Raw genomic sequence first — 21,682 nt, 5'->3', positions numbered from 1 at the left:
AGTGCCGGGGGCCTCGGCTGCCGACGGCAGCCGCGACGTTCGATCCGCATCCGTTTTTCCCCTCTCCCGCTTGCGGGAGATGGCAGGGTGAGGGGCAATCGGAGCGTGGCGCTCCACTTCGCCCCCATCCGCCTTCGGCACCTTCGCCCGTGACCCGGGGAAGGAAAGCGCCCATGACGCCCATTTTCCGGTCGGACGTCGAAAAGCTTTGGACGCGGATCGACACGGATCGAGCGGATAGAACTTCAAGAAAAATCCGCGCTCATCCGCGTCAATCCGCGTCCAATCGCTTCTGCCCTCAATCCCGAACCGATTCCACCGACGCCGCATCGGCGCCGCGCAGCTTCACGTCGTACGGCGTCGACAGCGCGATGCCGGCCGCGCGCAGGCGCGCCAGCAGGTCGAACAGGAGGTCGCTGCGCACCGAGCCGGACTGGCGCGGGCTGGCGATGTAGGCGGTGACCAGCAGCACCAGACTGCCGTTCTGGATGCCCTCGAGCAACACCGACGGCGCCGGCTTCTCGAACACGCCCGGATGCGCGCGGATCGACACGAACACCAGTTCGCGCACCTGCTCGGCGTCGGTGTCGAGCGGCAGCGGCAGACGGAACTGCACGCGCCCCTCGGCGTTCGCCAGCGTCACGTTGCGCACGCTCTTGGTGATCAGTTCGGAGTTCGGCACGATCACGGTCGAGCGATCGGCCATCTGGATCTCGGTCGCGCGCACGTTGATGCGGCGGATGTCGCCCTCGGTGTCGCCGAGCACGACCCAGTCGCCGACCTTGACCGGCCGCTCGGCGAGCAGGATCAGGCCGGAGACGAAGTTCTGCACGATCGCTTGCAGGCCGAAACCGATGCCGACCGACAGCGCGCTGGCGACCCAGGCGATGCGTTCGAGCGACAGGCCGAGCGCCGACAGCGCCAGCGCGACGACGACGACGATGCCGACGTAGCCGAGCAGGGTCGTGACGGAATTGCGCATGCCCGGATCCATGCGCGTGGTCGGCAGGAAGCGTTCGCCGAGCCAGCGCTGCAGCATGCGCACGACCAGCCAGCCGAGCGCGAACACCAGCAGCGCGCCGAACACCGCGGTCGGCGTGACTTCCATCTGGCCGAGCTGGATGCCGCCGCCGAGGCGGCTGCCGCGCGCGACCAGATCGGAAGGCTCGGTGAACGGCACGAACGCGATCACCAGCGCGAACAGGAACACGAAGACGCGGAACGCGCCCGACAGCACCACGGCGAACTGGTCGAGCGTGCGCGGCTCGAGGCCGAGCGTGCGCTGCGCCCACGCCGCGCGCGAGGACAGCGCCGTCGCGCAGAAGTCCTCGACCAGCCGCACCAGCAGGTACAGCGCCGCCACCACGATCAGCAGCCACATCATCTGCCGCGCCAGCAGGATGGCGAACGCGACGTAGCCGAGCAGGGCCGCCGCCACGGTGACGATCGCGCCGAGCCAGTACACGGCGATGGCGATGCCGAGCCACGCCGGGCGCGGCGCGGCCTCGGCCTCGCCCTCCTGCGGCCGCACGACGCCGCAGCGCGCGAGCACCCAGGCGATCAGCACGCCGTAGAGGATCGCCACCACGAAGCTCACCGTGATGGTCGCCGTCAGGCTGCCGCCGACGATGAGCTTGGCGATCCGGTTGGACAGGATGCTGAGCGCCACCGCGACGCCGAACAGCGGCGGCGCGAAGCGCAGGCGGCGCGCGATCACGTCGGGAATCGCCGGCAGGCGCCACGACGGACGCGCCGGCGACAGCAGGGCGTAGCCCAGGCCGGAGACGAAACTGCCGAAGTACGCGGCACCGACGATGACGTCGGCCAACGCGCGTTCCGCGCCGGAGAACGCGCCGTGCCAGTCGAGCCCGAGCATCACCACCTGCACGCCGAAGCCGGTGAACACGGTGGTGACGGCCACGATCGCCAGCGCGAACGCCGAGCGGCGCAGCCGGCCCTGCGGAACGCGGCCGGCGGTCAGGCGCATCAGCGCGCGCACCGCCCACCAGCGGCCGAGCCCGAACAGCGCCAGGCCGAGCAGCAGGCCGGCGACGGCGAAGCCGCGGTTGTCCGGCGCGAACGCATCGCCCAGGGCGACCAGGAAGCCGTCGCGCAGCGACGCCAGGCGGGCGCCGGCGCCGTCGCTCCAGAACGACGGCGTCAACGGAAAGGCCGTGCGCTGCGACAGCTGCGCCTGGAAGTTCGCGCGGCGCGCTTCGGCGATCTCGCCGGTCAGCTGCTCGCTGTCCAGCGCCATCACCTTGGCGCGCTTGATCTCCGCGTCGAGCGCCGCGGCCTGCTTGGTGAGGTCGTTGCGCTGGGCGGCGATGTCCGGCGCCTCGCTGCTGCCCTTCGGCGGCGCGGGGCCGAGTTCGGTCAGGCGCGCCTGGATCGCGGCGAGCTTCGGCGCGCGGTCGGCGACGAGCGCTTCCGCCTGCGCGCCGAAGGCGACGGCCGCTTCGCGGAACTGGCCGAGCTTGGCGTCGTCGACGTCGCCCGCGGCGAGCTGCTTGCGGATGTCGGCGGTCTGCTGGCGCGCATCGTCGACGACTTTCGCCGCGTCGGGCGCCTGCGCGAAGCACGGCGCCGCGAGCAGCAGGAGGCACAGGAAAAGAAGACGCTGGATCGAAGGCATCCGCGCATCATCGAAGCGCCTGCCTGGGGCGTCAATCGAACGCGATACGGCGATTCGGCGGGGCTTCAGGGCCGATGGCGGCGCGCGGCGGGACGAGCGTGCGCAGTGCGGCGGAAAGAGCGCGCATTCGCCGAACGGTTTCGCCGGCGCATCCCTCACCCGCGCCTGCGGCGCGACCTCTCCCGCTTGCGGGAGAGGGTTGTGGTGAGGGAAGTCGGAGGAAAACCGCTCCCGCGGGAGAAATGCCCCGCGTCGGGATCTCAGACCGTCACGGGATTGGGCTTTTCCGGATCGAGCTTCCACAGCTTGATCGCGCGCGCGACGTCCTCGGGATTCATCTTGCCCTCGGCGGCGAGTGCGGCGATCGCGGCGTGCGCGACCCAGTAGCGGTCGACTTCGAAGAACGCACGCAGGTTCGCGCGCGTGTCGCTGCGGCCGAAGCCGTCGGTGCCGAGCACGGTGTAGCGCTTGCCGTCCGGCATGAACGCGCGGATCTGGTCGGCGTACTCGCGCACGTAGTCGGTCGCGACGATCACCGGGCCGGCGCGGTCTTCCAGGCACGCCGTGACATGCGCCGTGCGCGGCTTCTTCTCCATCGGATGCAGGCGGTTCCAGCGCTCGACGGCGAAGCCGTCGCGGCGCAGTTCCGTGAAGCTCGGACAGGACCAGATGTCGCTGGCGACGCCGAACTCCTTCTCGAGCAGTTCCGCCGCCGCGATCACCTCGCGCAGGATCGTGCCGCAGCCGAGCAGCTGCACCACCGGCACCTTGCTCTTGCCTTTGCCCTTGCCCGAGTCGCGGAACAAATACATGCCCTTGACGATGTCGGCTTCCGCGCCGGCCGGAAGGTCCGGATGCGCGTAGTTCTCGTTCATCACGGTGACGTAGTAGTAGACGTCTTCCTGTTCCTGCAGCATGCGGCGCGCGCCGTCCTGCACGATCACCGCGACTTCGTAGGAGAAGGTCGGGTCGTAGGCGCGGCAGTTCGGGATCGCGCCTGCGAGCAGGTGCGAGTGGCCGTCCTCGTGCTGCAGGCCTTCGCCGTTCAGCGTGGTGCGGCCGGAGGTGCCGCCGACCAGGAAGCCGCGCGCGCGCATGTCGCCGGCGGCCCAGGCGAGGTCGCCGATGCGCTGGAAGCCGAACATCGAGTAGTAGATGTAGAACGGCAGCATCGGCACGTTGCTGTTGGAATAGCTCGTCGCCGCCGCCATCCACGCGCTCATCGCGCCGGGCTCGCTGATGCCTTCCTGCAGCACCTGGCCCTTCTGGTCCTCGCGGTAGTACATCAGCTGGTCGGCATCGACCGGCTTGTACTTCTGGCCGAACGGCGCGTAGATGCCAATCTGGCGGAACATGCCTTCCATGCCGAACGTGCGCGCTTCGTCGGCGACGATCGGCACGATGCGCGGGCCGACCTGCTTGTCGCGCAGCAGCAGGTTGATGCCGCGCACGAACGCCATCGTGGTGGAGATCTCGCGCTCGCCGCTGCCCTTGGTGATCTGCTCGAACGCCGACAGGTCCGGCACCGCGATCGAGGCGCTCTTGGTGCGCCGCTGCGGCAGGAAGCCGCCGAGCGCCCTGCGCCGCTCGAGCAGGTACTGCACTTCCGGCGAGTCCTTGCCCGGGTGGTAGTACGGCACCTCGTCGACCTTGTCGTCGGCGACCGGGATGTTGAAGCGGTCGCGGAACGCGCGCACGGCCTCGTTGTCGAGCTTCTTCTGCTGGTGCGTCGGGTTCTGCGACTCGCCCGCCGCGCCCATGCCGTAGCCCTTGACCGTCTTGGCCAGGATCACCGTCGGCATGCCCTTGGTCTGGCTCGCCTGGTGATAGGCCGCGTAGACCTTGTGCGGATCGTGGCCGCCGCGGTTCAGGCGCCAGATGTCGTCGTCGGACAGGCTGGCGACCAGCTCGCGCGTCTCCGGCGTCTTGCCGAAGAAGTGCTCGCGCGTGTACGCGCCGCCGAAGGCCTTGCAGTTCTGGTACTCGCCGTCGACGGTCTCCATCATGATCTTGCGCAGGTTGCCGCTGGTGTCGCGCGCGAGCAGCGGATCCCAGTAGCTGCCCCAGATCAGCTTGATCACGTTCCAGCCGGCGCCGCGGAAGTTGCCTTCCAGCTCCTGGATGATCTTGCCGTTGCCGCGCACCGGACCGTCGAGGCGCTGCAGGTTGCAGTTGATGACGAAGATCAGGTTGTCCAGTCCCTCGCGCCCGGCCAGCGAGATCGCACCGAGCGACTCGGGCTCGTCGGTCTCGCCGTCGCCGAGGAAGCACCACACCTTGCGATCACTCGGCGCGATCAGGCCGCGGTTCTCCAGGTACTTCATGAAGTGCGCCTGGTAGATCGCCTGCAGCGGACCCAGGCCCATCGACACCGTCGGCACCTGCCAGTATTCCGGCATCAGCCACGGATGCGGATAGGAGGACAGGCCCTTGCCGTGGCCGGCGACTTCCATGCGGAAGTAGTCGAGCTGCTCCTCGCTGATGCGGCCCTCGAGGAACGAGCGCGCGTACACGCCCGGGCTGGAATGGCCCTGGTGGAAGATCAGGTCGCCCGGATGGCTGTCGCTCGGCGCGCGCCAGAAGTGGTTGAAGCCGACGTCGTACAGCGTCGCCGAGGAGGCGAAGCTGGCGATGTGGCCGCCGAGATCGCCCGGCTTACGGTTCGCGCGCACCACCATCGCCATCGCGTTCCAGCGGATCAGCGAGCGGATGCGCCATTCCATCGCCGCGTCGCCGGGCGAGCGCGCTTCCAGGTGCGGCGGGATCGTGTTGACGTACTCGGTCGTCATCTCGAACGGCAGGTAGCCGCCGGCGCGACGCGTCTCGTCGACCATCCGCTCGAGCAGGTAGTGCGCGCGGTCGGTGCCGTCGGCGTTGATGACCCCCTTCAACGCATCGGTCCACTCCTGCGTTTCGGTCGGGTCGAGGTCCTGGTCGAGGATGTCGTTGAGCTGATTCATTGCGGGATTCTCCGTGTGCGAGCGCGCACTGCGCCGCGCGCGGACCGCGTCGGACGAAGCGGATCACGCGCGCGCGTGGCGAAGCGGTGAGTGTACCGAGACGGTGCGGCATTCGCATGCCGCATAGCCGCGTGCGCCTGCGTATGTGCTGCGCGCATGCGCGTGACGCACGAGTCCGATCCTGCGGAACGGCGGAAGGCCGCCGCGCGTCACCTTGCCTCCTTCGTCGTCCCCTTCGTCCTTTCGCCATCCCTCTCTCCTTTCGTCATCCCCGCGAAAGCGGGGATCCATTTCGATCTTTTCCAGTGCAATCAAGAGCAAGATCGATTCCCGCTGCCGGGAATGACGACCGTCGCGGCGCCCCGAAGTGCCTTGCCCGCCGCGTCGCGCCCGACCACCGCGGGGGACCCGCAAGGGAATGAGTGCTTCGAGGCGGTTTTTCCGTTCTGCTGAAATCGACAATGCCATTCCGGAGCCAACTCGATGCATGCCGCCCGCCTCGCCTGCCTGTTCTGCCTCGCCGCCCCGTCCGTCCACGCGGGCGATGCGATCTTCGCCGACGGCTTCGATCCGTCGCGCTGGGTGCAGGGCTACTTCGTCGGCTACGAGCGCTCGCTGCTGGCGCCGGAGGACATCGATTTCCGCGCGGTCACGCACCTGATGATCGGCCGCATGCGCCCGCTGGCCGACGGCAGCCTGACGCGCGACTTCGACATCGACGACGTGGAAGGCCCGCAGTGGGCGGCCTCCGCCGTCGCCGCGGCGCACGCCGCGAACCGCAAGGCGATCATCATGATCGGCGGCGCCGGCGAGATCGACGGCTGGCGCGGCGCCGCGCGCACGCAGCAGGGCCGCGACCGGCTTGCCGATGCGCTGCACGACGTCTTCGCGTCCTGGAACGTGGACGGCTTCGACCTCGACTGGGAGCCGCTCGCCGACAGCGACCGCGACGACTTCGTGGCGCTCGTGCACACGATCCGCGCACGCGTGCCGGGCGCGATCCTCACCGTGCCGGTCGGCTGGATCAACACCAATTTCGCCACGCCCGATCCGTGGTGGGGTCAGATCGCGCCGCTGTTCGATCGCCTCAACGTCATGAGCTACGACATGGAATGGCCGGCCGACGGCTGGCAGAGCTGGCACAGCTCCGCGCTGCACGGCCAGACGGGAGAGACGCCGTCGTCGATTTCCGGCAGCGTCGCCTACTACCTCGCCTCCGGCGTTCCGGCGGCGAAGCTCGGCGTCGGCAGCGGCTTCTACGGCGTGTGCTGGCGCGACGTGACCGAGCCGCACCAGACCCCGGGCTGGATCGTCGGCAGCGACGGCGAGTTCTCCTATTCCGTCATCGCGCAGCAGTACCTGACGCCGGCCGCGCGACGATGGGACGCGACGGCGCACGTGCCGTACCTGTCCTCGGCCGGCGGCCTCGGTCCGCAGGGCTGCAACTTCCTCAGCTACGAAGACGCGCAGTCGCTCGCCGACAAGGGCGCCTGGGCGAAGGAACAGGGACTGGGCAGCCTGATCATCTGGACGATCGGCCAGGGCCACCTGCCGGATGCGCCCGCCGGACAGCGCGATCCGCTGCTGGAGGCGATCCGCACCAGCTTTCTGCCCTGACCATGTCCTTTGCGCGAGCGAAACGGCGTATATAGCCGGCGGGACGACTCCAGGCGGACGGCTGGGGAGCAGGCCGCCGCCCGATCCAAGGCCGGATCGGGCAATGGAGCCACGACATCGCTCGTCGATCCCGGCACGGCCGCGCCGCGCAAGCGCAGCGGCCTGCCCGCAGCGGTACGGGATGCGCCGCTGCGGGTCCTTCACCGGGGGAAACGCATGAATCCTGGCAAATGCTTGGCCGTACTCGTTCTCGGCATCGTCCTCGCCCATGCGGCCGAGGCGAGCGCCGACCTGGTCGTCTACGACGACGCGCTGCGCAACGCGTTCCAGGACTACTCCTACGGCGGCGGCAGCAATTTCGCCAATGCCGCGCCGGTGCACTCGGGCACGCGCTCGATCAGCCTGGCCGGCAGCAATTACAACGCGCTCTCGTTCTTCCACGACGGCGGCGCGTTCGGCTTCGCCCAGTATGCGGGCCTGCACTTCTGGATCCACGGCGGCAGCGCCGGCGGCCAGCAACTGCAATTGTTCCTGCAGAACAGCGGTGCCGGCACCTCGGCCGACGTGCCGTTGAACGGCTACATCGCCGGTGGTGCGCCGGCGGCGAACGCCTGGCGCGAGGTGAGCGTGCCGCTGGCCTCGATCCCGGCCCTGGCCGCGCTCGGCCAGTTCGACCGCATCGACATCCAGAGCGAATCGGCCGGCACGCAGCCGACCGTCTACGTCGACGACGTCGTCCTGACCTCGCCCGCCGCCACCGCCGATCCGATCTTCGCCGACGGCTTCGACGGCGGCGCGCTGCTGACGATCGCGCGCGACGCGCCGATCGACGGCCTCTCCGGCGACCGCTTCGGCTGGCGCGACAGCGCCAACCGGCCGCGCGCGGCGGTGCTCGCGCACAACGACGCCGGCAGCACGCCGAACGGCTCGCGCGGCGGCGAGCTGCGCGAATTCCGCTACCAGGCCGGCGCGGCCACGCGCGTGGTGCGGCCGACCGACGACAGCTTCGGCGGCTTCGGCTACGTCGTCTCGCACACGGCGCACGAGGACACCTGCACCGGCGGCGGCGACTCTTCCAGCCTGGGCCACTTCACGCCTGGCCAGTTCCAGCGCGTATTCGAAGGACGCCATCACGCGATCTTCCGCTTCACCCTGGCCTACCCGCGCTACTGCACCACCGCGGCGCCGGCGCAGCAGTACGACGTGCCGGTGACGATCGACTGGGTATTCTCGACCGGCCGCGACGATCCGCTGTGGGCGGTGACCTGGGATCTGTCCGGCGTGCCGGTGAACCGGCTCGAAGACGATTCGCGCGCACCCTACGGCCAGCTGCGCATCGACGGCGCCGCCAACGACGCGGCACGCGCGACGATCGGCGGCGTCGCCTGGGGCGACTACTACCGCTTCGCCAGCAGCACCGATCCGGTCAGTTTCGCCAGCAGCTGGAGCTGGAACCAGCCGAATACGATTCCGTTCGTGACGCTGTGGACCAGCGGCGTCGACGCGACGATGGGCCTGGTGCAGACGCAGACGATCCGCCAGCAGGACGCCGGCGGCTACTGGGGCCAGGACCTGTGGAACCGCACCAGCGCGCAGGGCAACGGCTGCACCGATCCCGGCTCCGTCTACGCGATGCCGTGCGACTACAACTGGCCGTACCAGTCGATCAACTACGAGCTGTACGGCGGACCGACGCGCAACGCGCGCCTCGCCTGGGGCACCAACTTCGGCTTCCTCGGCCAGCAGAGCTATCAGGTCCGCGGCAACGCGGCCTATGGCGGCGGCGGCAACGGTACCGCCCTGCCCGGCGACCCGCGCGCGCCGGGCTGGCCGAAGAAGAGCTATTCGGTCTACATCGTGCTCGGCGCGCACAGCGCCGACCCGGTCGGCGCGCAAGTGCGCCAGATCGAGACGATCCAGAGCCTCACCCTCGGCGCCAGCGTCGGCAGCGTGATCGCGCAAGGCGCGGCCGGCATCGCGGACGCGAGCCTGGTGACCTACCAGCCGGCCGGCTACGACCCGGTCTACGGCGCGCTGACCTTCCAGGCCAGCGGCAACCGCCTCGACGCGAACATCGGCGTCGGCGCCGGCACGTTGCGCCACCCGCTGCTGATCGTGCGCGGCTACACCGGCGCGCTGCCGTCGTCGCTGAAGTGGAACGGCGCCGCGCTGACGCGCGACGTCGACTATTTCCCGTCGATCCGCAGCGGCGCGAACGAATTGTGGATCACGTTGAATCGCGATCTCGCCGGTGGCGGCAACCGCATCGAGATCGCGCCCTGAATCGAGCGCGCCCCGCTTGGATCGCACTACGCCCGCCGGCGTCGTGCGCTCAGGCTTCGGCCAGCGCGCGTTCCGCCAGCGGCAGCACGATGCGGAACAGGGCGCCCTGACCGGGCGCGGCGTCGACCGCGATGCAGCCGCCGGCGGCGCGCACCAGATCGTGCGCGACCGACAGGCCGAGCCCGGTGCCGCGACCGGCCGGCTTGGTGGTGAAGAACGGCTCGAACAGGCGCGCACGCACGTCCTCGCCGAAACCGTGGCCGCTGTCGCGCAAGCTCAGCTCGGCGTGCGCGCCGTCGGCGCTGGCACGCAGCGTCACCTCGAAGCGGCCGCCGTCGGGCATCGCGTCGTTCGCGTTCGCCGCCAGGCTGATCACGACCAGATCGAACTGCGCGCGATCGAATTGGATCGGCAGCACCGTCGCGGGCACGTCGTAGACGATGCGCACGTCCGGATCGAACAGCTGGCGCAGCATCGGCTGCAGGTCGCGCATGGCCTCGCCGAGATCGAAGCGCTCGCTGCGCGCCGCCTCACGGCGGCCGAAGCTGAGCAGCTTCTGCGTCACCGCGGTGGCGCGGCGGCCGGCGGCTTCGACGCCTTCGAGCGCCTTCTTCAGCTCGGCCGCATCCTCGAGCCGGCGCCCTTTCGCCGCGTAGCCGAGGATCAGGCTGAGCAGGTGATTGAAGTCGTGCGCGACGCCGCTGGCGAGGCGGCCGACCGCCTCGACCTTCTGCGCATGCACCAGTTGCTGCTGCACCTTCTCGCGTTCGGCCATCTCCGCTTCGAGGCGCCGATTTGCCGACGCCAGGGCGTCGCCGCGACGATTCGCGTCGGCCAGGCTCTCGCGCAGCGCGCGCACGCTGCGGTCGATGACGATCGCGATCAGGAGGAAGATCGTCGCGCTGATGACGATGCTGATGGTGACGTTCATCGGCGTGTCGATCGGATTGCCGCGACCGGCGTCGACGAAGCCGCCGGCGACGAAGGCGGCGAGCACGCAGGCGTACATCAGCCACAGCGCGCGGCGGCCCACCATCAGTCCGGCCAGCACCATCCAGACCACCGCGAGCGGCTGTTCGTAGCCTTGCCGGCTGGTACCTTCGAGCGCGTAGCTCAGGATCATCACCAGCGCGAGCAGCGCCAGCGTCTGGCGGATCGCCCACTGGAAGCGGCCGCGCCGGATCAGCGCCACGCCGAACAGCGCGAACGCGCTCACCGACAGGCTCATGATCACGCTCGCTGTCTCCTCCGCGCGCCAGGGAATCCCCGACAGCAGAATCCGATACGCCCACAGCAGCGGCGGCAGCGAGCCGAGGATCAGCAGCACGACCTGCAGCATCGGCGCGTTGCGCCGATCGACCGGATCGGCGATCGGCGCGCGCCAAAGCCAGCCGGCGGGGCCGCTCGGCGGCGCGGTGGCCGCGTTCGGGGACGGCGCGCCTTCGATCGACGGCGGGGAGGGAAGGTCTGACATGCGGCTGGCCTCTCTGGCGGCGTGGCGCCGTCTCGTCCGGCCGCGGCGCACGATCCGGAAACGTCGACGAAAGGCTTCGCTCGCCGTCGTCCCCGCCAATGCGGGAATCCAATTCTGGTTCCCGGCTCGATGGAGAGCGCCACGGGTTCCCGTTTCGGCGGGAATGACGAAGCTTCGCGAGGCTCCGGCATCGCCCCGGCGTTGGAAATTGTGGAAAGGATTCGGAACAGGAAAATGTGCCGAACAAGATAACCGAAGCGGCCGATGCCGCGAAGGCGCTCCGCGCCGGCTGCGCGCAAGCGCGTCAGGAGGGCGGCTTCGCCAGCACCGCCTTCAGCCAGCCCGGCGTCCACCATTCGCTGCGCGGACGGCGCGCGCAATCGGCGCGGATCGCCGCCGCGGGCGGGCGTGGCAGCCAGGACATGTCCGAGGCGTCGTCGAGATACTGCGCAATCAGATCGACGAGGCCGGGTTGCTGCGGGTCGGATGCGGTGTCGGCGGTGTAGACACGCAAGCGCGCGTGGAACCACAGCCCGTGCGCGGGAAAGCGGCGCGCGCGATCCTCGCGCAGCGCGCGGATCAGCGGCTCGATCTCGGCGCTGCGCGCGTAGGGGACGAAGCGGCGGCCGCGCCGGGACATCGTGCCGACGCGGAAGAAGTCGTCGGCGCAGACCACGTGCAGATCGTCGTAGCTGCCGCGGTATCCCTTCGGCCGGTCCGGCTGCACCAGCGCGCGCAAGGCGCGCCAGTCGGCGCTGGCGCGCTGGCGCTCGTGCACGGCTTTCATATGCGTGTCGAAGCGCTGGCGCAGCGCGTCGCGCGGCACTCGGCGCCGCGCCAATGCGGCGAGGTCGTCCTGGCCGGTCTGCCGGCGCAGCCATTCGCCGAGCGCCTGGCGCGCGCGGCGTGCGGCGGCGAGATCGGCGCGCGCTTCCGCGCTCGTGTCCTCGGCGTCGTTCTCGATGCCGGTCTGGAACTCGCTCCACGAGAACCAGCCCGCCTCGCCGGCGTCGGGCTCGTCGAACTGCGCCGTCGCGAGGCGCGCGAGGAAGCCGGCGAAGGAATCAGCCAGCACCACCGCCTCGCCTTCGCCGCCGATCAGCACCACCGGCCATTGCGCGCTCGGCCCGCCGTCGCGATTCCACAGCGCGACGTCGCCGCCGTCGCCGATCGCGAGGAAAATCGCGAACGTCTCGGACAGGTCCGCGCCTTCCTCGATCCAGTAGTCGTTGAAGCGCGCCGTCCATTCGCCGTCGTCGCCGCTGAGGCCGTCCGCCAGCGGCAAGCCGGGCGGCGCTTCGGCGTTCAACCAGCGCGCGAAGGCGAGCAGCAGTTCCGGCGCCTGCGCCGGCGGCGCGAACGCGCGGCGCAACGGCGCGGCGTCGACCTTCCGATACGCGGACGCTTCGGCCCGCGCGCGGCGCGCAGGCAGGAGCGGCGCCAGCAAGGCCGCGCCGGCCAGGCCTGCGCCGACGTGCAGCAGCGCGCGCCGCCTCACGACCCGGGTTTCGCCGCCACTTGCTCGCGGATCTGCGCCTCCACCACCGCCAGCGCGGTCATGTTGAACACGCGGCGCACGGTCGCGGCCGGCGTCAGCACGTGGGCCGGCTTGGAGAAGCCCATCAGGATCGGCCCGAGCACCACGCCGTCGGTCATCACGCGCGTCATGTTGAAGGCGATGTTGGCCGAATCCATGTTCGGGCAGACGAACACGTTGGCCGAACCGGACAGGCGCGAATTCGGGAACAGGCGCTCGCGCACCTCCGGATTGAGCGCGGTGTCGGCGTGCATCTCGCCCTCGATCTCGACCTTGGGCAGGCGCTCGCGCAGCAATTCGACCACGCGGCGCATCTTCTGCGCGCTGACGTCGTCGTGGCTGCCGAAATTGGAATGCGACAGGATCGCCACCTTCGGCGTGATGCCGAACAGCTTCAGCCGCAGCGAGGCCTGCGCGGCCGACGCGGCGATGCGCTCGGCGTCCGGATCGAGCGCGACGTGCGTGTCGAGGAAGAAGAACACGCCGCGATCGTTGAACACCGCGCTCATCGCCGAGACGTTCTCGACGCCGGGATCGAGAGGAACGATGCCGCGCAGATAGCCGAGCTTCTTGTGGTAGCGGCCGACCATGCCGCAGATCAGCGCGTCGGCCTCGCCGCGACGGAGCATCAGCGCGGCGATCACCGTCGCGCGCGAGCGCACGATCGCCTTGGCGCTGTCCGGCGTGACGCCGCGGCGCTCCATCAGCTCGTGATACAGCGACCAGTAGTCCTTGAAGCGCGGATCGCTCTCGATGTTGCACAGCTCGAAGTCGACGCCGGGCTTGAGCCGCAGCGACAGGCGCTGGATGCGCGACTCGATCACCGACGGCCGGCCGATCAGGATCGGCCTGGCGATGCCCTCGTCGACCACCGCCTGCACCGCGCGCAGCACGGTCTCCTCCTCGCCCTCGGCGTAGACGACGCGCTTGGGGTCGGACTTGGCGCGCGCGAACACCGGCTTCATCAGCAAGGTGGTGCGGAACACGAACTGGTTGAGCTTCTCCCAGTACGCGCGCAGGTCCTCGATCGGTCGCGTGGCGACGCCCGAATCCATCGCCGCCTTCGCCACCGCCGGCGCCAGCTGCACGATCAGGCGCGGATCGAACGGCTGCGGAATCAGGTAGTCCGGCCCGAACGTCAGCGTGCGTCCGCCGTAGGCGCGCGCGGCGACGTCGCTCGACTCGCGCCGCGCCAGTTCGGCGATCGCGTGGACGCAGGCGATCTTCATCGCCTCGTTGATCACCGTCGCGCCGACGTCGAGCGCGCCGCGGAAGATGTACGGGAAGCACAGCGCGTTGTTGACCTGGTTCGGATAGTCCGAACGGCCGGTGGCGATGATCGCGTCGGGGCGCACCGCGCGCGCTTCCTCGGGCAGGATCTCCGGCGTCGGGTTGGCCAGCGCGAGGATGATCGGCCGCTCGGCCATGCGCTCGACCATGGAGGCCTTGAGCACGCCCGGCGCGGAGAGGCCGAGGAACACGTCGGCGCCGTCGATGATCTGATCGAGCGTGCGCGCGTCGGTGTCGCGCGCGTAGCGGCACTTGTTCGGGTCCATTTCCTCCACGCGGCCTTTGTAGACCACGCCGAGACGGTCGGCGACCCAGATGTTCTCGGGCTTGACGCCGAGCCCCACCAGCATGTCCAGGCAGGCGATGCCGGCCGCTCCGGCGCCGGTGGAGACCAGCTTGATCTCGCCGATGTCCTTGCCGGCCACGCGCAGCGCGTTGATGACCGCGGCGCCGACGATGATCGCGGTGCCGTGCTGGTCGTCGTGGAAGACCGGGATCTTCATGCGCTCGCGCAGCTTCTTCTCGACCTCGAAGCACTCCGGCGCCTTGATGTCCTCGAGGTTGATGCCGCCGAAGCTCGGTTCGAGGCTGGCGATGATGTCGACCAGCTTGTCCGGATCGTTCTCGGCGATCTCCAGGTCGAACACGTCGATGCCGGCGAACTTCTGGAACAAGACGCCCTTGCCTTCCATCACCGGCTTGGCGGCCAGCGGGCCGATGTTGCCCAGGCCGAGCACGGCGGTGCCGTTGGTGATGACCGCGACCAGGTTGCTGCGCGCGGTCAGCGTGGCGACCTCGCCCGGATCGCGCACGATCTCCTCGCACGCGGCGGCGACGCCGGGCGAGTAGGCGAGCGAGAGTTCGCGCTGGGTCACGACCGGCTTGGTCGAGGTGACCTTGATCTTTCCGGCGGGTTCTTTGCGGTGGTAGTCGAGAGCGGCCTTCTTGAGTTCTTCGATCGTCGACATGGCGTCCGTGGACGCACGCGGCAGAGGCGCGTGCTGCGTTGGGGGATCAGCGCCGGACTATAGCACCGCGCCTCGCGGCTCCCTGCCACGGGAGCATCCGTGCCGTGCGGCAAGATCGCGCAGCGCGCCCGCGCGAGCCGCCGCCCGGCATCTTCCGGCTCGACGCCGCGTAAGGAAAGGAAAAAACGAGCCCGTGGCCTCGGCATGCCGAGGGGGAGATGCCACGGGCCCGCCTGGGAAAACTCAACCGTCGAAGCCGTTCCTGAAGATCGTGTCGTCGCCGGCGGGTGCGAGCGTGATGCCGTCGAAGTAGCCGCGCGCCGAGCGGCTCGCGAGCGTGCGGTTCTGGACGATCAACCGGATCAGCACGTACGCGCTGCGCGTCCACGAGGTCGCATCGATGAGCATCGGTTCCACGGCGGTCCAGTTTTCCGTCGTCGTGACCAGCCGCTCGCCGAAGGCGATCGGCACGGAACTGCAATCGCCGGCGCCGTCGCTCGCTGCGTAACTCCAGCCGATCGACACGCGGTCGCCGGCAAAGACGCTGAACGGCACCGAGCGCCCCCAGCCCTCGAGGCGGTAGAGCCCCGGCCCCGGCACGCGCACGCATTGGGTGGCCACCGCCTGCTCGTCGGTGGCGAGCGTGCCGCCGATGCGCAGCGAGCCGGAGCCGCCCGGTCCGACGTGATTGATCGCGTCCCACGTCGCGTGGGCATCGGTGGACCAGAGCCGCAGGTCACCGTCGAACTGGCCGTTGCGCACCAGCGGCGCCACGTCCACGCGCTCGTAGGCGCCGAGGTCGCCGGTTCCTTGCCAGTTCGGCCTGATCGGCAGATCGAAGCCGCGCGTATTGCCGGCGAGATCGGGGCCGCCGCCGCTGGAAGCGAAGTCCACGGCGGGCGAAGCCGCGTGCGGCCGGTAGTCGCCGCGAGCGGCGTCCACGAACAGCGGATCGCCATTCACGATCGTGCCGGTGGGTCCGCCGATGGAAATGGTCTCGTTGGCGAGCACGTTGCCGACGCGCTTGGAACCATCGGGCTGGATGAGCGTGTTCCGGCCCGGCTGCCACGAGATCGAGCGGCTCAGCACGATGTCGCCGCTGGCGGAGATCACGTGCGCCGCGCCGATCGAATTGCCGGCGATGGTGCTGTTTTCGACGTGAAGGTCCCACGTCGCCCCATTGGATTCCTGACGCAGCAGGTAGCCGGTCACGACATTGTCGGCGATCAAAGCATTGAGCAGCACGGTAAAGCCGAAATTGCGCGCCACCTGGCCGCCGCGATTCTTGCTGAAAGTCGTTCGATTGATCTCGACGATGCCTTGCGTCTGCGTCAACACCGCAGCGCCCGTCGTCGCCTGCCCCGCCACCGTCTCGGCAATGTTGCCGTCGATCAGATTGCACGCGACGGCAGCGCTGCAAGGCACGGCGCCGAGATCGGTCGGCCTGGTGATGTTGCGCTCCAGACCTCCATTCAGAGCGACATTCGCCACACCCGGCGTATCTGCCGTATCTGCGTAGATCGCGCTGCCCTCCTGCGCGCGGTTTCCGTCGATACGAAAGTCGAATCCGCGCAACAGATTGGGACCGCGCAGATATAGGCCGCCCCCCGTGTTCGTGGCGCGATTGCCACGAATGCGCAAGGGGCGCGAGGCATCGGTCGTGAACAGGCGCACGACGCCCGAAAAGACGTCGAGTTCCGAGGACATCGCTATGCCGCCGCCGTAGCGCGCCGTGTTCTCGGTGATCAGACCGCCATTGCCGAGGCCGGGCGAGCCGATGTCGGCGTCCGCCGGCATCAACACGAGGATGCCGCCGCCGTAGCCGTAGGTGGGCGTGTTGGTGGCCGGGTTGACACCCTTCGCCTCGTTGCCGCTGATCAGCACGTTGTCGTCGGTGATCTGCAGGCGCGCATTGCCCTCCACGCGGATGCCGCCGCCGGAATACTGCGCGACGTTGTTGAGGATCAGCGTGCCGGCCTCGAGGCGCAGTTGCGCGCGCGTGGCGGCGGTGCCGGTGAAGCTGATGCCGCCGCCGTAGCCGGCGTAGTTGTTGCTGATGGAGCTCGCGCGCACGCGCAACGTGCCGCCGCCGCGGAAGTCCACGCCGCCGCCGACGCCGTCGGAGACTTCATCGCCCTTGATGATCGACAGGTTCTCCAGGATCACGTCGTTGCTGTTGCCGGTGATCGTGACCACGCTGTCGTGGCCGCCGCCGACGCCGCTCAAGGTGCTGACGCCGGTCGGTGCCGCCGCCGAGCAGTTGGCGTAGCCGCCGACCAGCCGCACCGAGCGGTTGTCGATTCTCACTGCCTGACCTTCGTACAGGTTGCTCTTGATGCGGATCTCGTGCGTGCCGCCGGCCGTCAGTGCGTCGACCGCGCTCTGCACGTTGCCGTACTGGCAATTGGTGTCGTTGCCGACGGTGAGTGTCGCCGCATCGGTTCGATGCGTGACGAAGCCCGCCGCCAATACCATTGCCGCGGCGATGCGCGGCAGCCGATCCTTCACGCTCATGTCTTCGTTCCTCGATGCAAGCGGCCGAATGCCGTCTTGCCCGGATAACGGACGCAGGGCGCAGATTGCGACACGCGCTCTCGTCGTCGGCGAAACGGGAAGGCAGTCGCGCGAAGCACCGACGCGAATCCGCCGCCGAGGTGACGGACGGACCGCGTGTCGCGACGGCACCCGCCCGCGTCACGGCTGATCCGACCGGTCCGGTTCCCGGCCGCCGTCGAAACCGTCGCGCATCAGGCCGTCGGCATACGCGAAGACCGCGTCGACGTAGCCGCTGGCCTGGCCTTCGCTCCGCTCGTTCTTGAAGGCGCCGAGCGTCACTTCCAGCGATCCGGCGTCGAACCACAAGTCTTCCGGCCGAAACGTCATCGTCCGCAAGCTCCAGCCCGGCGCCTCCGCGACGACGGCATCGCCGTTGCTCGAACCGCTGCAATCGGCGTTCTCGTAGAAGCGGAAATCGGCGAACACGCCGCTTCCGGGCACCGATTTCAAGTCGATCTGCAGGCTCGCGCCGACGAGATAAGCATGCGACGGCTCGGCGAGCGCGATGCATTGGCGCCGCACCACCAGGAACTCCGGCTGGAGCAACCGGTTCCTGACCCAGATCGAGCCGGATGCCGGATCGAGATCGACGTCCTCGCCCGACCAGAGCGAATCGGCGACTGCGCCGAGACGTTCCCAGTCCTCGAGGCTGCGATCGAAATCGCCGTTGGCGACGAGGTTGGGCGGCTCAGCAAGAGCGACGCCGGCGAAGGCCGCCAGCAGGGCTGAAAGACGAAGCGCGCGAGTGCGCAGCGATGGACGCATGATGGATTTCCTCGTGATGCCGGACACGGCGCCGGCATCGAGGAACAACGAAGGAACGATGGGCTTTGCGACAGGCGAATGCCCGGCGTGCGGAGGCGCGGCTCGCCGTCGAAGCCATCGTGCGTCGAATCGTCGGCGTGGGCGAAGAACCCTTCGACGGTACCGGCGACGGCGCCGGGAAGGACTCGCTACTCCGATTGGCCGGCCGGTCGCTGCGGCGCTCCGACGCGATCGACCGCGTCCTGCACGTAGGACGGGAGGCGTCCGATGCGCCGCGCCTCCTCCGTCGCCTGCAAAGCCAGCGGCCGAGCTTCTTCGGCGCGCCCCGCTTCCCGCAGCAGATCGGCGAGTGCCGCGCGCGCTTCCACGCGCACCGGCACCTGGCCGTCGGGTGGATAGCTCATGCGTGCGAGCGCGAGTTCGAGCTGCTCGACCGCTTCATGGCGGCGGCCGGCCAGGGCCAACGCACGCCCGAGCCCGACGCGGGTATACACGCGATGCTTCTCGTTCACGGCTGAATCGCGATAGATCGCGTCGGCGTCACCATACGCCGCCAGGGCACCCGCCGCATCGCCATGCACGAAGGCGGCGCGACCGAGCTTCTCCAGCATCGCGCAGATCATGTCGGAGCTTGGCTCGGGCTGGGCGCGCAGTGCGGCGATCACGTCGCGCAGCATCGGCATGCCCGCGGGATCGCCGCGCAAGGCGAGCAGGCCGGCAAGGTTGCCGCGGTAGATCGTCGCCTGCATCGAGCCGGGATGGCGTGCCTCGACGATGTCCAGCGCCGCGCGGAATTCCCGCTCCGCCGCCGCGTAGTCGCCGACGCGCGCACGCAGGGCGCCGAGGTTGTTGTAGTCGAAGGCTACCTTCGGATGGTCCGGCCCGAGGGTCGCCGAGCGCATCGCGACCAGTCGCTGCGACAACTGCAGAACCTCGTCCATCTTGTAACGATCCATCAGGACCAGATTGAGAGAAGACAGCGCCTCGACCCGCCGATAGTGCGGATCGGGGAAGCTCGCCTCCACGATCGCCAGCGCCTCGCGGGCGGCCACCTCGGCGCGATCGCCCTGCCCGAGTCGCCCGAGCGCCAACCCGAGCAGGCGCTGGATGTTCGCCGTTTCGACGTGCGGCCCTTCGTACAGGCTGCGCTGCGAGGCCAGTGCCGCTTCGAGAGGCGCAATCGCCGACGCATCGTCGTAGTTCGCGGAGAACGCCTCGCCGCGTGCGATCAGCGCGGCAATGTGCGTCGGCACGCGGCAAGCTCCGCCGGCACAGGTATCGAGCGCTTCGGCGGATTCCACCAGGGCGCGCTCACGCTCCAGCTCGTGTGTGCGCAGCATGACCGAGGCGGTCAGTGCACGCGCGCGCAGATCGGCGCCGTTCGCACGCGGCCATTCGGCGAGCAAGGCGTCCATCGTAGCCCGCGCCTCGCCGCGGCGACCGGCATCGACCAACACCGCAGCATGGGCAAGGCCGGCTTCGGCACGGATCGGATGCGCGGCCGGCAGGAGCGTGGCGGCTTCGCGCTGGTTCGCCTCGAGCAATTCCTCCGCCTGCTGCAACCGCCCCTGCTTGCCGAGCACGCCACCGAGGGCAGCTACCAATTCGATGCGCACGTCGGGCCGCAATCCGTCGGCTTTGCGCAGGCGGCCGACGGCCGCCTCGACGACGTCGGCCACGCTCGGCGGCGCCAGGCGTGGGCCCGCCGGCTCGGCGGCACGGAACACGTCCAGCAGCAAGTCGCGCATACTTCCGGCGCGTTCGGCCTCCCGCCGCGCCACGTTCCCCTGCCATACCACCGCCGCGAACGCGCCGAGCAGCGCCAGCACGAACGCCGCCGCCATGCCGACGCCAGCGCGATGCCGCTGCACGAAACGCCGCGCGCGGTACCAGCGCGTCGGCTTCTGCGCCGACACGGGCCGCTCCTCGAGCAGGCGCCGCACGTCGTCGGCGAGGCCCGCCGCCGAGGCGTAGCGACGCTCGGGAGAATCGGCGAGCGCCTTCTGCACGATCGCGCCGAGGTCGCCGCGCAGGCGGCGGCGCAGGATCGCCGCCGGCTCGGGCAGCATGCCGTCCGGTTCGTCGCCGGAGATGTACGAAGCCGGCGTCGCGCCCTTGCCGTCGTTGAGCCGCTGGCCGCTGATCAGTTCGCCGAGCAGCACGCCGAGCGCGTAGACGTCGGTCGCGGTGGTCACCGGCGCGCCCGCGCGCTGTTCCGGCGCGGCGTACGCCGGCGTGAACGGCTGGTGGCCGGTGCGCGTGGCGTCGTCTTCGTCGACCTCGTCGAGCAGCTTGGCGATGCCGAAGTCGAGCAGCTTGACGTGGCCTTCGCCGGTGACCAGCACGTTGGCGGGCTTGAGATCGCGATGCACGATCAGCGAGCGATGCGCGGCCTCGACCGCGGCGCACACGACCAGGAACAATTCCAGCCGCTCGCGCAGGTCGAGCCGCAGCCGACGCACGTGCTCGGTGATGCGTTCGCCGCCGACCAGCTCGAGCGCGATGTACGGCAATCCCGCGTCGGTCACGCCGCCTTCGATCAGGCGCGCGATGTTGGGATGGCGCAGCTGCGCCAGCGCGCGCTGTTCGCGACGGAACTGGCGCCGCGAGGCGGCCGTCTGCAAGCCGCGGTGCAGCAGCTTGATCGCAACCTCCTGCGCCACGCCCTCGACGCCTCGCACGCCGCGGTACACGGTCGAGAAGCCGCCGTGGCCGAGCACGTCGAGCAGTTCGAACGGGCCGATGCGCCCGCCGGACGGCAGCGCGACCGGCGCCTCGTCCGCGTCGAGCGCGGCTGCCAACTGGTCGAGCGGCCGCGCCAGCGGATCGGTCGACGCGGACGCTTCGAGCATCGCGCCCACGCGCCGGCGCAACGTCTCGTCCGCGCAGTGCGCAGCGAGCCAGGCATCGCGCTCGGCGACGGGCAGGACGAGAGCGGATTCGTAGAGGTCGCGAATCGAAGGCACGGCAGGCTCCATGACCCGGGAAACGGCCGCGCGCGGCCGGTTGCGACGTACGCGCCGGCGCCTACTCCAGATCGGTGCGCAGGAACGCGCGCGCGAACTGCCAGTCGCGGTCGATCGTGCGGCGCGCGAGGCCGAGCATCTGCGCGACCTGCTCCAGCGTCAGGCCGCCGAAGTAGATCAGTTCGACCACCTGCGCCGCGCGCGCGTCTTCTTCGGCGAGCCGGCGCAAGCCTCGATCGAGCGCCAGCGCCTGCGCCGCGCTGTCGAGCACGAGACGCTCGTCGCTGGCGGTCAGCGTGACGCGCACCCAGTCGCCGCCGGCGCGCTGGCTCATCCGCACGCGCGCGCGGTCGCACAGCAGGTGGCGCATCGCCTGCGCGGCGTAGGTGAAGAACTGCGCGGGATGCGCGAACGCGAGCTCGGATTTCGCGCCGATGCGCAGATAAAGATCGTGCACCAACACGGTCGGATCGAGCGTGGCGTGCCCGCCGGCGGCGAGCTGGCGGCTGGCGAGCCGCTTCAACCGCCCGTACAGGGTCTCGAACAGCTCGTTCGCGGCCGACGACGACGTCGGCGGCTCGGCACGGACGGGTACGGATGATTCGGACACGTCGATCCTCCCTCTCGACGC

The 21,682-nt window shown here is 69.7% G+C and carries 11 protein-coding genes; 2 read left to right on the top strand and 9 right to left on the bottom strand.

The window, feature by feature from the left end; all coding sequences use genetic code 11:
• Positions 1-298: 298 nt before the first annotated feature.
• Together J7520_RS14830 and aceE are read right to left on the bottom strand one after the other, a co-directional pair.
• Complete coding sequence (locus J7520_RS14830) at positions 299-2,635, bottom strand: DUF3772 domain-containing protein (RefSeq protein ID WP_291189627.1); 2,337 nt, start codon at positions 2,633-2,635, stop codon at positions 299-301.
• 260 nt (positions 2,636-2,895) lie between these two features.
• The gene (aceE, locus tag J7520_RS14825) at positions 2,896-5,595 is read right to left on the bottom strand and encodes a pyruvate dehydrogenase (acetyl-transferring), homodimeric type (protein ID WP_291189625.1); all 2,700 of its coding nucleotides are present in this window, start codon (positions 5,593-5,595) and stop codon (positions 2,896-2,898) included.
• A gap of 483 nt (positions 5,596-6,078) precedes the next feature.
• Between aceE and J7520_RS14820 the strand changes: the two genes are divergently transcribed.
• Both J7520_RS14820 and J7520_RS14815 read left to right on the top strand, forming a co-directional pair.
• The gene (locus J7520_RS14820) at positions 6,079-7,212 is read left to right on the top strand and encodes a glycoside hydrolase family 18 protein (protein WP_291189623.1); all 1,134 of its coding nucleotides are present in this window, start codon (positions 6,079-6,081) and stop codon (positions 7,210-7,212) included.
• Positions 7,213-7,446: 234 nt separating this feature from the next.
• Positions 7,447-9,495 carry a hypothetical protein gene (locus J7520_RS14815; protein WP_291189621.1) on the top strand — a complete coding sequence of 683 codons (2,049 nt, stop codon included), beginning with the start codon at positions 7,447-7,449 and terminating at the stop codon, positions 9,493-9,495.
• A gap of 49 nt (positions 9,496-9,544) precedes the next feature.
• On the opposite strand, the gene J7520_RS14810 is transcribed toward J7520_RS14815, so the two are convergent.
• The 7 genes from J7520_RS14810 to J7520_RS14780 all read right to left on the bottom strand — a co-directional run bounded on the left by J7520_RS14810 (position 9,545) and on the right by J7520_RS14780 (position 21,661).
• Complete coding sequence (locus tag J7520_RS14810) at positions 9,545-10,969, bottom strand: ATP-binding protein (RefSeq protein ID WP_291189619.1); 1,425 nt, start codon at positions 10,967-10,969, stop codon at positions 9,545-9,547.
• Positions 10,970-11,273: 304 nt separating this feature from the next.
• Complete coding sequence (locus J7520_RS14805; RefSeq protein WP_291189617.1) at positions 11,274-12,467, bottom strand: hypothetical protein; 1,194 nt, start codon at positions 12,465-12,467, stop codon at positions 11,274-11,276.
• Entirely contained in the window at positions 12,464-14,764 is a 2,301-nt protein-coding gene (locus J7520_RS14800; protein WP_291189615.1) for an NADP-dependent malic enzyme, read from the bottom strand. The genes J7520_RS14805 and J7520_RS14800 overlap by 4 nt, the downstream gene beginning before the upstream one ends.
• 243 nt (positions 14,765-15,007) lie before the next feature.
• The gene (locus J7520_RS14795) at positions 15,008-17,278 is read right to left on the bottom strand and encodes a hypothetical protein (RefSeq protein ID WP_291189613.1); all 2,271 of its coding nucleotides are present in this window, start codon (positions 17,276-17,278) and stop codon (positions 15,008-15,010) included.
• 180 nt (positions 17,279-17,458) lie between these two features.
• The gene (locus J7520_RS14790) at positions 17,459-18,085 is read right to left on the bottom strand and encodes a hypothetical protein (protein ID WP_291189611.1); all 627 of its coding nucleotides are present in this window, start codon (positions 18,083-18,085) and stop codon (positions 17,459-17,461) included.
• 188 nt (positions 18,086-18,273) lie between these two features.
• Entirely contained in the window at positions 18,274-21,051 is a 2,778-nt protein-coding gene (locus J7520_RS14785) for a serine/threonine-protein kinase (protein ID WP_291189609.1), read from the bottom strand.
• A gap of 61 nt (positions 21,052-21,112) precedes the next feature.
• Positions 21,113-21,661 (bottom strand): ECF-type sigma factor, encoded by a 549-nt coding sequence (locus tag J7520_RS14780; protein ID WP_291189607.1) that lies wholly within the window; start codon positions 21,659-21,661, stop codon positions 21,113-21,115.
• Positions 21,662-21,682: the final 21 nt, after the last annotated feature.

It is taken from the genome of Dokdonella sp., from assembly GCF_017744955.1.
Taxonomy (GTDB): Bacteria; Pseudomonadota; Gammaproteobacteria; order Xanthomonadales; family Rhodanobacteraceae; genus Dokdonella_A.
This window is presented reverse-complemented; position numbering and strand designations above follow the sequence as displayed.